Source organism: Streptococcus mitis, assembly GCF_000722695.1.
In the GTDB taxonomy this organism is placed as follows: Bacteria; Bacillota; Bacilli; order Lactobacillales; family Streptococcaceae; genus Streptococcus; species Streptococcus mitis_O.
Genome location: NZ_JPFU01000002.1, coordinates 114,533 through 127,031, shown reverse-complemented (window position 1 = coordinate 127,031; position 12,499 = coordinate 114,533). Strand labels below are relative to the sequence as shown.

Here is a 12,499-nt window from a genome sequence, read left to right as displayed (position 1 = left end):
CACATGCACATTTTTGATGAGCTAAAAGAGCGTGGTTTGATTTTTCAAACGACTGATGAAGAAGCTTTGCGTAAAGCCCTAGAAGAAGGTCAAGTTTCTTATTATACTGGCTACGATCCAACTGCTGACAGCCTTCACCTAGGCCACCTTGTCGCAATCTTGACAAGTCGTCGCTTGCAGCTAGCAGGTCACAAACCTTATGCGCTCGTTGGCGGTGCTACAGGTCTCATCGGAGATCCGTCCTTCAAAGATGCTGAACGTAGTCTCCAAACAAAAGACACAGTAGAGGGCTGGGTCAAGTCTATCCAAGGACAACTTTCTCGTTTTCTTAATTTTGAAAATGGCGAAAACAAGGCTGTCATGGTCAACAACTACGACTGGTTTGGCAGCATCAGCTTCATTGACTTCCTCCGTGATATCGGAAAATACTTCACAGTCAACTACATGATGAGTAAAGAGTCTGTTAAAAAACGGATTGAAACAGGGATTTCTTACACTGAGTTTGCTTACCAAATCATGCAAGGTTACGATTTCTTCGTCCTTAACCAAGACCACAACGTAACACTACAAATCGGTGGTTCTGACCAGTGGGGAAATATGACAGCTGGTACCGAATTGCTTCGTCGTAAAGCTGACAAGACAGGTCACGTTATCACTGTTCCATTGATTACAGATGCAACTGGTAAGAAATTTGGTAAATCAGAAGGAAACGCCGTCTGGCTCAATCCTGAAAAGACTTCTCCATACGAAATGTACCAATTCTGGATGAACGTGATGGACGCAGACGCCGTTCGCTTCTTGAAAATCTTTACTTTCTTGTCACTTGATGAGATTGAAGACATCCGTAAACAATTTGAAGCAGCTCCACACGAACGCTTGGCTCAAAAAGTCTTAGCTCGTGAAGTTGTGACACTTGTACACGGAGAAGAAGCTTACAAAGAAGCCCTCAACATCACTGAGCAACTCTTTGCAGGAAACATCAAAAACCTTTCTGTTAAAGAGCTCAAACAAGGACTTCGTGGTGTACCAAACTACCATGTACAAGCAGACGAAAACCACAATATCGTAGAACTGCTCGTTTCTGCTGGTGTGGTTAACTCAAAACGCCAAGCCCGTGAAGACGTCCAAAACGGAGCTATCTACGTCAACGGCGACCGTATCCAAGACCTTGACTATGTCTTGAGTGACGCAGATAAGCTTGAGAACGAACTGACTGTTATCCGTCGTGGGAAGAAAAAATACTTTGTATTGACTTACTAAACTGTTCAACATTTCTCTATAAATAAAGGAGTTAACCTCGAGAAAGGTAACTCCTTTTTGTTATTGATAAGCACATCTATCTAGCCTTAATAGACAGGCTACGCAGGACTATACGTAAGGTTGTTAGATTATGTAAGATAGAGAGATTTGAAGGACTGAGCCAATTAAACAAGCCAAAGCCAATCAAACTACTATTTACGACAACGGTATCTTGAATATTCTTCTTGATGAGTGTTTGCAAAGATGATGATAGCCAATCCAACTCTTGGAAGAAATCCAAGCGATTATCTAACAATAAGATATCACTCATCTGCTTAGAAATATCTGCACTCTCATTCATCACCACACCGATATCTGATAGGGTTAGAGCCGCTGAGTCATTCAACCCATCCCCAACCATCAAAATAGTGTGACCTGCTTTCTGTAGTTCCTCTACTAACTCAAATTTTCCATCAGGTTTCAAGTCTGTATAGACCTGATCAAAAGGCAAATCTTTGACTAATTCCTCTGTCCTAACCAAGGTATCCCCTGTTGCCAGAATCAATTTTTTCCCTTGTGCCTTAAGTTTCTCCAAGGCTGCTTTTGCTTCTTTTCTCAAAGGAGTATGAATGCAGAACATTCCAATTAATTCATTCTGGTAGGCTAAGAATAAGAGATTGTAGTGACTCTTGTACTCCTCAATTAAAGCATTTTGTTCTGAACTGATATGAATCTGCTCATCCTGCATCAAGACATAATTCCCAATAAGAACTGGTTGGCCATCTATATGAGATTTGATCCCCTTGCTTGCGATATATTGGAGTTTCCCATGCATTTCCTCATGTTCAATCCCCTCTATCTCAGCTTGCTTGACGATGGCATTAGCAATAGGATGATAAATGTGTTCCTCAAGACAGGCACTGATTCTGAGAATATCTTCCTCACTATAGTCCCCAAAAGGTAACACCTTTTCAACTATAGGATAACTAGTTGTGATTGTTCCCGTCTTATCAAACAAGAAAGTATCAACTTCCAGATATTTCTCCAGAACATCTCCATCCTTAATCACCATTTCATGGTTCAACCCCTCCTTGATAGCTGTCAAATAAGCTACAGGAGTAGAGATTTTCAAAGCGCAGGAGAAATCGACCAATAGGAAAGAGATAGCCTTAGAAAAAGAACCTGTTAATAGGTAAGTCAGCCCAGCACCCAAGAAATTATATTTGACGACCTTGTCCGCCATTTTGATGAAATAGCGTTGTTTCGTTTTCTTGTTTTCTTCAGATTTCTTCATCAACTCAATCAGCTGTAAAATCCGGCTGTTCATCTGATTATCGGTTACACGAATACGCAACTCTCCAGTTTCTAATACTGTATTTGCACAAACCAAATCAGACTCTCTTTTTTCAACTGGAAAACTCTCTCCTGTCAAGGAGCTTTCGTTGACCATACCTAAACCTGAAACTACTTGTCCATCAAACAGAATTTCATTTCCTTGAGATAGGACCAAGACATCTCCTATTTGAACATCGGAACTCTTGATACTAACGACCGTATCGCCCTGCACTAAGAATACATCGCTCTCTTTTGCAAGAAGACTTTGTTCTAAATCTGTTGCAGTTTTTTTCAAGGACCACTGATCTAAATGATTCCCCAAATCAAGCATAAACATGATATTACTTGCCGTCTTGGATTGGTTCATAAACAAAGATAATAAAATAGCCGAACAGTCCAAGACCTCCATCGTTAGTTCCTTACGCGCTAGGGTCTGATAGGCTTCTCTAACATAACCCAAAGCCTGATAACAAGTCCATATATAGCGAATTGGAGACGGTACAAGACTACGAAAAAGCACACGCTTAATCGCTGCACCTGAAACAATAGAATAAGCACTCTCTTCTCTACGAATGGGAAGAGTCATCAACTCAGAAACTTTCCCTTTATCAATTCTTTTTAAAAAGGCTTCTGCATTGTCTAATACAGAGAAGCCTTCTTTTATACGTAGAGTAAAGTGCTGTTGATCCATGTAAAACTGGATAGACTCAATCCCCTTTTCATCTCTCGCCAAGGAACGAAGATAGTCTTGAATATCCAAGGTGAGTGAAAAAGAAGATGATAGTCGGATATGTTGGTATCCTCTATGTAGCACTTTAAAAGACATATTATTCTCCTATAAGGCTATCTAATTGCTCTTCTTTTTTCTCTTGCTCGTACAAATATTTGGCATCTTGCAAGACATCGTCTCCATGTTGCTTCACAACAGAAACAGACGCATCTAGCTCGTCCTTCAATTTGTAAGCCTTAGCCAAAGCTTTAGAATAACCTTTTTTAGCTTCCTTACTTGCTAAGATTTTCAAACCAAGGGTACCAAATGCGACACCACCTAAAAAGAGTGATGATTTTTTCGCAACTTTTGCGACGGTCAATACTTCTTTTAACATACTTATTTCCTCCTAGCTATTATTATATATTAATTTGTATATAAAAGCAATTTAATTTTGGTACTTTGAAAAGTAATTATACTACTATTTAATTCTATTACAAATCATCCTAAAGTTGCTTTCATTTGCCTCTTTTGATACACTTAAACTATGAATACAAATCTCAAACCCAAACTGCAGCGCTTCGCTTCTGCGACTGCCTTTGCCTGTCCTATCTGTCAAGAAAATCTGACTCTGCTAGAGACTAGTTTCAAGTGCTACAACCGCCATTCTTTTGACTTGGCTAAATTTGGCTATGTCAATCTGGCACCTCAAATCAAGCAATCTACCAACTACGACAAGGAAAATTTTCAAAACCGTCAACAAATCCTAGAAGCTGGATTTTATCAGGCTATTTTAGAAGATATTTCGGACTTACTAGCAACTAATCCGTCCGCAAAAACTGTCTTGGATATTGGTTGTGGTGAAGGATTCTATTCTCGCCAACTCCAAGAAAGTCATCCTGACAAAACCTTCTATGCCTTTGACATCTCCAAAGATTCAGTCCAAATCGCTGCCAAAAGTGAAGCCAACTGGGCAGTTAATTGGTTTGTAGGTGACTTAGCTCATCTTCCTATAAAAGACGATAGCATGGATATCCTGCTTGATATCTTCTCACCTGCCAACTATGGAGAATTTCGTCGCGTTTTATCCAAAGACGGTATCTTGATAAAGGTTATTCCAACTAAAAATCACCTCAAGGAAATTCGTCAAAGGGTACAAGACCAGCTGACAAAGAAGGATTATTCTAATCAAGATATCAAAAATCATTTCCAAGAACACTTCACCATTCTATCTAGCCAAACTGCCTCTCTGACTAAGACTATCACAGCAGAACAACTCCAAGCCCTACTCAGCATGACTCCTCTCCTCTTTCACGTTGACCAGACCAAGATTGACTGGAGCCAACTGACAGAGATTACCATTGAGGCAGAGATACTTGTTGGGCAAGCATTCTAAACTAGACTTCCCAAAGGTATAAAACTTACCGAAAATCTTCAATATTACAAAAACGCATAAGAACAGGTACTCAAAAACCTTAATCTTATGCGTTTTGCTATAGTTTCCATACATATTAAGTGGAAATATTTGAAATCTGTTCTTTTAATAGCCATTGAATACCATATATTACATTTACCCCAAATATGATATAGGCCGTATAAATCAAGTATTTCGATTTCTCCCGCCTCAAAGAATAGATCTTGTACAAGATAAACAAATTTAAAATAATAAATAATAGAGACAAAATCTTCCCTCCAAAATAAATCCTAAAAGTACACAGTTAAGCATAGCCCTAATCTTTATTTTCGATTCGAGATAACAAACTTATCAATAAATAGTAAGTGATATAAGGCAAGTGTAATTCCCAATAAGCACCCATGATAAGAGATTTCTTGATGGGTAAGGGGGTAAAGATTACTATTACCCGCCAAGAGGCATGTTAAAATAACAAATAGAATCCAAAATAAATCCGTCCATTTATATTTTGAAAAATATTTTTTAACATAATAGCACATTTTTCTTGACTACAATAATATTATATGATAAAATGTAAGCGAATACAAATAAAAAGAAATTGCCTTATTCAATTAATATTCCTATAAGAAAGCAGATGATTCCAATGTACAAACTATAATTATCAACTCTTAATATCCAACTTAGTTATGAAAGAATGGTAGGTGATTGTCATGAAAAAAACACTAATTACTCTATTATTTAGTTGTTTAGCATTATTTTGTTTGCCTATTTCTGTAAATGCCGACACTAATAATAATCTTGTCATAAAATTCAATGAACTAACATTTACTGTTGAGGATTATAATATCCCTAATCCAGAAGTAATCTATTCAAAATCAGGATTCAAAGAAGTCGCAACTGTTCTTGATAGTGATACTGGAAAAGTTGTTGAAACTATCGAACTTATCCCAGATCTTTCTCGCGCTACAGTTACTTCACATACATTAAAAAGAAGTGCAACATTTGCTAGAACTACAGTTCAATTAAGTGTAAATATTGAGCTATATAATGAGGGTTCTTTCCGTCAAATTAACTCAGTTCAAGGTTATTACCTAGGAATAACAGATTCTATTACAAACACATATATTGAAGGGCAAAATGTTAATGTTTGGTCTCCAAATGGATACCCTACAACAAGTATAAAGTACGCTTATAATGGTACTTTAACAGCAGCTATAAATAGTAGTGGTTCAGCTCAAGTTAAAGCAGAGTTGTTAGGAGCTGGATTTACATTTGGAGGTACTATTGGAGGCACATCTTATTATAGAGTCCCATTTAATCAAAACGGAACTATTAGTCTATACTAACTTAGGAGATAATCGATATTATGAATGAAAAAAACCGTACATATTTTATTTGTGCAAGTATCATTATTTCATCTATAATTTTAGGACTCTTTATTTATAAAGGAATTTATGACGGATTTGACGTTTTGGGTCAATTTATAAACGATGGCCTCAGGGTAATTAGTACTAATAGGTAGTTAATAGCAATAGAATTCAAATAAAAACGGTAATTTAGTGAATGAACTGCACCCCAAAAGTTAGACAGAAAAAATCTAACTTTTGGGGTGTTTTTATCATGAAATTAACTTATGATGATAAAGTTCAGATCTATGAACTTAGAAAACAAGGATATAGCTTAGAGAATCTTTCAAATAAATTTGGGATAAACAATTCTAATATTAGGTACATGATTAAATTGATTGATCGTTACGGAATAGAGTTCGTCAAAAAAGGAAAAAATCGTTACTATTCTCCTGATTTAAAATAAGAAATGATTCATAAAGTCTTACATGAAGGCTGGACTAAAGATAGAGTTTCTCTTGAATACGGGCTCCCAAGTCGTACGATACTTCTTAATTGGCTAGCACAATACAAGAAAAACGGGTATACTATTGTTGAGAAATCAAGAGGGAGAGTACCTAAAATGGGACGTAAGCCAAAAACGAGACCTGAAGAGAGGACAGAATTAGAGCGTCTTCAAGCAGAAAATGAGTACCTGAGAGCGGAGAATGCCATCCTAAAAAAGTTGAGAGAACTCCGATTGAAGGAGAAAAAAGAGAAAGAAGAAAGACAGAAATTGTTCAAGAATTAATGACTGAGTTTTCGTTAGATATTCTTCTAAAAGCCATTAAACTAGCTCGTTCGACCTACTACTATCACTTGAAACAGCTAGACAAACCAGATAAGAATCAAGAGCTTAAAGCTGAAATTCAATCCATTTTTATCGAACACAAGGGAAATTATGGTTATCGTCGGATTCATTTAGAACTAAGAAATCGTGGTTATCTGGTAAATCATAAAAGAGTTCAACGCTTGATGGAAGTACTCAATTTACAAGCTAAAATGCGACAGAAACGAAAATATTCTTCTCATAAAGGAGACGTTGGCAAGAAGGCAGAGAATCTCATTCAACGTCAATTTGAAAGCTCTAAAACAATGGAAAAGTGCTACACAGATGTGACAGAATTTGCCATTCCAGCAAGTACTCAAAAGCTTTACTTATCACCAGTTTTAGATGGCTTTAATAGCGAAATTATCGCCTATAATCTTTCAACTTCACCCAACTTAGAACAAGTAAAAACAATGTTGGAACAGGCATTCACAGAGAAACGCTACGAGAATACGATTCTCCATAGTGACCAAGGCTGGCAATACCAACACGATTCTTATCATCAGTTTCTTGAGGCTAAGGGAATTCAAGCATCCATGTCACATAAGGGTAACAGTCCAGACAACGGTATGATGGAGTCCTTCTTTGGTATTTTAAAATCCGAAATGTTTTACGGCTATGAGAAGTCGTTTCAGTCGCTTAAGCAATTGGAACAAGCTATTGTAGACTATATTGATTACTACAACAATAAACGAATTAAGGTAAAACTAAAAGGACTCTGTCCTGTGCAATACAGAACTAAATCCTTCGGATAAATTAATTGTCTAACTTTTTGGGGTCAGTACTCAAAAACCTTAATCTTATGCGTTTTGCTATAGTTTCCATACATATTAAGTGGAAATATTTGAAACCAATTCTTTTAATAACCATTGAACACCATATAGTACATTTGCCCCAAATATGATATAGGCCGTATAAATCAAGTATTTCGATTTCTCCCGTCTCAAAGAATAGATCTTGTCCAAGATAAACAAATTTAAAATAATAAATAATAGAGACAAAATCTTCCTCCAAAAATCAATCCTAAAGGTACACAGCTAAGCATAGCCCTAAACTTTATTTTCGATTCGAGATAACAAACTTATCAATAAATAGCAATTGATATAAGGCAAGTACAGATCCCCAGAAACTCCCTCGAAGCGAGATTTCTTGATGATTGAGAGGAAACAAATCATGGTTACCTATATAGAGGCAGATCAAAATAACAAATAAAATCCAAAATAAATCAGTCCATTTATATTTTGAAAAATATTTTTTCCACATAAAAACACCTTCTTTCCTACAATTATATTATAATACTTTATGTAAACGAATACAAGAAATATGAGGTTGAAAGAGAATGTTAAACCTTCAATACGTCTATGATTTCTCTTCTTTTAAGACATAATTGACCCAAATCCACATCAATCGAGTAGGGGATAATCTCTAGCCCCTCTCACACCACCGTACGTGCCGTTCGGCATACGGCGGTTCAACTAACTTTTAACGCATGTCGTTCAAGGTAATAATCCAAACACGAAACCAGTCCACGTTTTTTAAGGACTGGTTTTGATATAGCACGTTTAAGTACCGACTTCTGAGCTACTAATTGATAATGGTCGCCCCAGCCAGATACCTTATCTGCTATCCATTTAGGAACTCCTAACTTAAGCAATCCCCATAATCGTCTAGATTTCTTCTTCCATTGCTTCCAGATAATCACTCGTAGGCGAGTGCGCAAGCGCTCATCTATGCTGGTGACAATACTTTTCATATTTCCCAATGAGAAATAGTTTATCCATCCTCGAATGGACAAATTCAGTTGTTCAATACGTCTTGTTAAATCTATACTCCATTTCCTCTGTGTTAGTTTCTTCAATTTAAGCTTAAATCTCCGAACACTATCTTGATGGGGGCGACTTTTCCAACCAGCTGATGATTTCCAGAACCCGAAACCTAAATATTTCAACTCTCTTGGTCTAGTAATCTTAGTCTTGGTTATGTTTACTTTCAAACCTAGCCGTTTCTCAATAAAACGACTGACTGAATACATCACACGCTTAGCGGCAGCCTCGCTTCCGACCGTAATCACACAATCATCTGCGTAGCGCACAAATCGAAGTCCCCTCTTTTCTAATTCCTTATCCAATTCATTAAGCATGATATTGGATAAGAGAGGAGATAAATTTCCTCCCTGTGGTGTGCCAATTAGCGTTTTATGACGCTGACCGTTAATGATAACACCTGAATGAAGATACTTACGAATCAAGGATTCCGTATCTCCGTCTTCGATAATGTTATGTACTAAGGACATCAATCTATCTTGAGGAACTGTATCGAAGAATTTCTCTAGGTCTATATCCACTATCCACTCATATCCATCGTTAAGATACTCTAGTAGCTTGATGATGGCTTTTTCACATGACCGATTTGGTCGGAACCCATAACTCGTTTCAGAGAAATGGGGTTCACAAATGGGGGTAAGGACTTGAATAATGGCCTGTTGAATCATTCTATCCATAACTGTTGGAATTCCTAGTTGACGGATGCCTCCGTTTGGTTTGGGAATCTCAACTCTGAGAACTGGTTGAGGCTTATATTTTCTTTGTTTTATCCGTTCCTTAGTCAGGCGCCAGTTTTGTCTGAGATAATTATCCATCTCTTCGATAGTAATTCCATCAATCCCAGCTGAGCCCTTATTGGATTTTACTTGATTGTAGGCTTCCAGCATATTTTCGCGTGATAATATCTTATCTAGCAATTTTGACATGTGCGTATTCCTTTCTTGTTTTGGTGCCTGAGGGACATCTTATATTGGTGAACCTTCATCTAGTCAATACGTGATAGAGTCCAGTTCTATCAGACCGTTCGTTTTACAGACACAAGTGAAGTAGGATTACTTCAATTAGTTGTTCACCCCTTCGCTCCACTTCCATTACAGAAGTTTCCTCACTACTATGGGCTCGGCTGACTTCTCATGATTCGTTGTTACTACGCTTTCAGCGCTCATGAGACCTCACGGGATAAGTTGTACATCTTTCCTCGTTTACTCTCGTGATTTACGCATATAGGTTACGACTACCTTTTTGGACTTTAGAGTTTGAAGCCCCCTTATCCGCTATATACGCCTTACTATCACGTTCCTGTTCGTAGAGCCACGATTTCGCTATCCCTTCCTCTCCCCGCTACCTCACGATAGTCAGGCTTGGGAATCGCTATTGGGTTCACCGGTAGCGGGTGCCCACGGAGGACTTACACCTCAGATATACGACATGCCCGTCGTACTTCAAAAAAAGCGAATTTCAATCGAAACTCGCTTTTTACAAATCTTATTAGTATAAATTTGTATCTTAATTCAAGTGCCAGATATCTTCGTTGTACTGAGCGATTGTACGGTCAGATGAGAAGAATCCTGCTTTAGAAATGTTAACGATGACTTTATCCAACCATGCGTCACGATCTTCGTAGTCAGCAAGCATTTGCTCTTTGACTTTGATGTAGTCTTCCAAGTCAAGAAGAGTCATGAACCAGTCTTTGTTGATCAATTCATTGTAAAGACGTTCCAAGCGCTCTTTGTTTCCAGCTGCAAGAACTGCATCGCTAACGATGAAGTCAACCAATGGTTTGATAGCTTGACGAGCGTAGAATTCGCTTGATTTGTAAGCTGCTTTTGCGTAAAGGTCGATAACAGTTTCTGAATCTTCACCGAAGATGTAGATGTTTTCGTCGCCAACCAACTCAGCGATTTCCACGTTAGCTCCGTCCATAGTACCAAGAGTCAAAGCTCCGTTCAACATGAATTTCATGTTACCAGTACCTGAAGCTTCTTTAGAAGCAAGTGAGATTTGTTCTGAGATATCACATGCTGGGATAAGGAAGCTTGCTGCAGTAACGTTGTAGTTTTCAACCATAACTACTTGCAAGTGTGGAGCTACTGCTGGATCGTTAGCAATAACTTCTGACATGCAAAGAATCAAGTGGATGATGTCTTGAGCGATTGTGTAGGCTGGAGCTGCTTTACCACCAAAGAAGATTGTGATTGGGCGAGCAGGGATGTTACCAGCTTTGATGTCAAGGTATTTGTGGATTACGTACAAAGCATTCATTTGTTGGCGTTTGTACTCGTGAAGACGTTTGATTTGAATATCAAAGATAGAGTTTGGATTGATTTCTACACCTTGGTGTTCTTTCAAGTGACGAGCCAATTTACGTTTGTTGTGAGCCTTGATGCTTTCCAATTTTTCTTTGACAGCTGCTTTGTCTTCGTAAGACAAGAGTTTTTCAAGCTCATCAGCTTCATGGTGCCAACCTTCTCCAAGAATCTCATCCAAGTAGTGAGACAAGCTTGGGTTAGCATGCATGAGCCAACGACGGAAAGTGATACCGTTTGTTTTGTTGTTGAATTTTTCTGGGTAAAGGTCGTAGAAGGCTTTCAACTCAGAGTTCTTCAAGATTTCAGTGTGAAGTGCTGCTACCCCGTTAACGCTGTATCCGTAGTGGATATCCATGTGAGCCATGTGAACACGTCCGCTCTCGTCAATAATTTGAACAGCTGGATCTTTCACTTCTGCTTTCACGCGACGGTCCAATTCTTCAATGATTGGTACCAAGTGAGGAACCACTTCTTGCAAGAATTCAAGAGGCCATTTTTCAAGAGCTTCAGCAAGGATTGTGTGGTTAGTGTAAGCAGTCATGCTACGAACGATTGAGATTGCTTCGTCAAGCTCAATACCACGAGCAGTCAAAAGACGGATCAATTCAGGGATAACCATTGATGGGTGAGTATCGTTGATTTGTACAACTGCGTAGTCAGCAAGGTCATGCAAGTTGCTTCCTTTTTCGATTGCTTCTTCGATGATCAATTGCGCACCGTTTGAAACCATGAAGTATTGTTGGAAGATACGGAGCAATTCACCTTGACGGTCACTATCATCTGGGTAAAGGAAGAGAGTCAAGTTGCGAGCGATATCTGTCTTGTCAAAGTTGATACCATCTTTAATAATAGAAGAATCAACTGAATCCAAGTCAAACAAACGCAAGCGATTTTTAGTTGCTGTTTCATAACCAGTAACATCAATATCATAAAGAGTTGATGTCAAAGTAAAGTCTGCAAATGGTACTTGGTAGCTACGGCTTGAGCGAACCAACCAGTTTTGCTCTGTCAACCATGCATTTGGAATTGTTTCTTGTTGGTTGTTTTTAAGAACTTGTTGGAAAAGACCAAAGTGGTAGTTCAGACCAACACCGTCACCATTCAAACCAAGAGTAGCAATTGAGTCGATAAAGCAGGCAGCCAAACGTCCCAAACCACCATTACCAAGAGATGGTTCCAATTCAACTTCTTCAACTTCGATCAAATCTTTACCTGCAGCAGCAAGTTCTTTTTTGACTTCGTCGTAAAGACCAAGGTTGATCAAGTTGTTTGACAAGAGTTTACCAATCAAGAACTCAGCTGAGATGTAGTAAACTTTCTTTTTACCAGTATTAACTGGTTTTTTGCTGCTTGCAAGCTTGCTGTAGTTAAGAAGAGCAAGGTAAAGCTCTTCATTGCTACATTCTGCAATGGTTTTATTGTAACGATTTTGTACAAATTCTTGTAGTGATAACAT

At 38.2% G+C, this 12,499-nt stretch carries 9 protein-coding genes and 1 pseudogene; 4 read left to right on the top strand and 6 right to left on the bottom strand.

Features of this window, described 5'->3' with window-relative positions:
- Positions 1-3: 3 nt before the first annotated feature.
- Positions 4-1,260, top strand: a complete 1,257-nt coding sequence (tyrS, locus tag SK629_RS00770) for a tyrosine--tRNA ligase (RefSeq protein WP_042900163.1) — start codon at positions 4-6, stop codon at positions 1,258-1,260.
- 76 nt (positions 1,261-1,336) lie between these two features.
- Here tyrS and SK629_RS00765 read toward each other — a convergent pair whose 3' ends face one another.
- Positions 1,337-3,400, bottom strand: coding sequence for a heavy metal translocating P-type ATPase (locus SK629_RS00765; RefSeq protein ID WP_042900162.1), 2,064 nt, complete (start codon positions 3,398-3,400; stop codon positions 1,337-1,339).
- A 1-nt stretch (position 3,401) separates the two neighbouring features.
- Positions 3,402-3,680 carry a DUF6110 family protein gene (locus SK629_RS00760; RefSeq protein ID WP_000910909.1) on the bottom strand — a complete coding sequence of 93 codons (279 nt, stop codon included), beginning with the start codon at positions 3,678-3,680 and terminating at the stop codon, positions 3,402-3,404.
- 150 nt (positions 3,681-3,830) lie between these two features.
- On the opposite strand from SK629_RS00760, the gene SK629_RS00755 reads away from it, so the two are divergent.
- Positions 3,831-4,679: a putative RNA methyltransferase gene (locus SK629_RS00755; protein ID WP_042900161.1), complete on the top strand. Its 849-nt coding sequence runs from the start codon at positions 3,831-3,833 to the stop codon at positions 4,677-4,679.
- Positions 4,680-5,020: 341 nt separating this feature from the next.
- Here SK629_RS00755 and SK629_RS12560 read toward each other — a convergent pair whose 3' ends face one another.
- Positions 5,021-5,236, bottom strand: coding sequence for a hypothetical protein (locus SK629_RS12560; protein WP_080710148.1), 216 nt, complete (start codon positions 5,234-5,236; stop codon positions 5,021-5,023).
- Positions 5,237-5,407: 171 nt separating this feature from the next.
- Here SK629_RS12560 and SK629_RS10885 point away from each other — a divergent pair, with 171 nt between their 5' ends.
- The gene (locus tag SK629_RS10885) at positions 5,408-6,043 is read left to right on the top strand and encodes a hypothetical protein (protein WP_050492323.1); all 636 of its coding nucleotides are present in this window, start codon (positions 5,408-5,410) and stop codon (positions 6,041-6,043) included.
- A gap of 274 nt (positions 6,044-6,317) precedes the next feature.
- A pseudogene (locus SK629_RS11100) lies at positions 6,318-7,666 on the top strand (IS3 family transposase).
- 301 nt (positions 7,667-7,967) lie between these two features.
- Here SK629_RS11100 and SK629_RS12920 read toward each other — a convergent pair.
- From SK629_RS12920 to glgP, 3 genes are all read right to left on the bottom strand, one after another.
- Positions 7,968-8,174, bottom strand: a complete 207-nt coding sequence (locus SK629_RS12920) for a hypothetical protein (protein WP_042900159.1) — start codon at positions 8,172-8,174, stop codon at positions 7,968-7,970.
- 208 nt (positions 8,175-8,382) lie between these two features.
- Positions 8,383-9,660, bottom strand: a complete 1,278-nt coding sequence (gene ltrA, locus SK629_RS00720; RefSeq protein ID WP_042900158.1) for a group II intron reverse transcriptase/maturase — start codon at positions 9,658-9,660, stop codon at positions 8,383-8,385.
- A 580-nt stretch (positions 9,661-10,240) separates the two neighbouring features.
- Positions 10,241-12,499 carry a glycogen/starch/alpha-glucan family phosphorylase gene (gene glgP, locus SK629_RS00715; protein ID WP_042900157.1) on the bottom strand — a complete coding sequence of 753 codons (2,259 nt, stop codon included), beginning with the start codon at positions 12,497-12,499 and terminating at the stop codon, positions 10,241-10,243.

Excerpts from the sequence above, each read along its gene's own strand:
- ltrA (WP_042900158.1), bottom strand. The coding sequence starts at position 9,660 with ATGTCAAAATTGCTAGATAAGATATTATCACGCGAAAATATGCTGGAA.
- tyrS (WP_042900163.1), top strand. The coding sequence starts at position 4 with ATGCACATTTTTGATGAGCTAAAAGAGCGTGGTTTGATTTTTCAAACG.
- SK629_RS10885 (WP_050492323.1), top strand. The coding sequence starts at position 5,408 with ATGAAAAAAACACTAATTACTCTATTATTTAGTTGTTTAGCATTATTT.
- glgP (WP_042900157.1), bottom strand. The coding sequence starts at position 12,499 with ATGTTATCACTACAAGAATTTGTACAAAATCGTTACAATAAAACCATT.
- SK629_RS12560 (WP_080710148.1), bottom strand. The coding sequence starts at position 5,236 with ATGTGCTATTATGTTAAAAAATATTTTTCAAAATATAAATGGACGGAT.
- SK629_RS00760 (WP_000910909.1), bottom strand. The coding sequence starts at position 3,680 with ATGTTAAAAGAAGTATTGACCGTCGCAAAAGTTGCGAAAAAATCATCA.
- SK629_RS00755 (WP_042900161.1), top strand. The coding sequence starts at position 3,831 with ATGAATACAAATCTCAAACCCAAACTGCAGCGCTTCGCTTCTGCGACT.
- SK629_RS12920 (WP_042900159.1), bottom strand. The coding sequence starts at position 8,174 with ATGTGGAAAAAATATTTTTCAAAATATAAATGGACTGATTTATTTTGG.
- SK629_RS00765 (WP_042900162.1), bottom strand. The coding sequence starts at position 3,400 with ATGTCTTTTAAAGTGCTACATAGAGGATACCAACATATCCGACTATCA.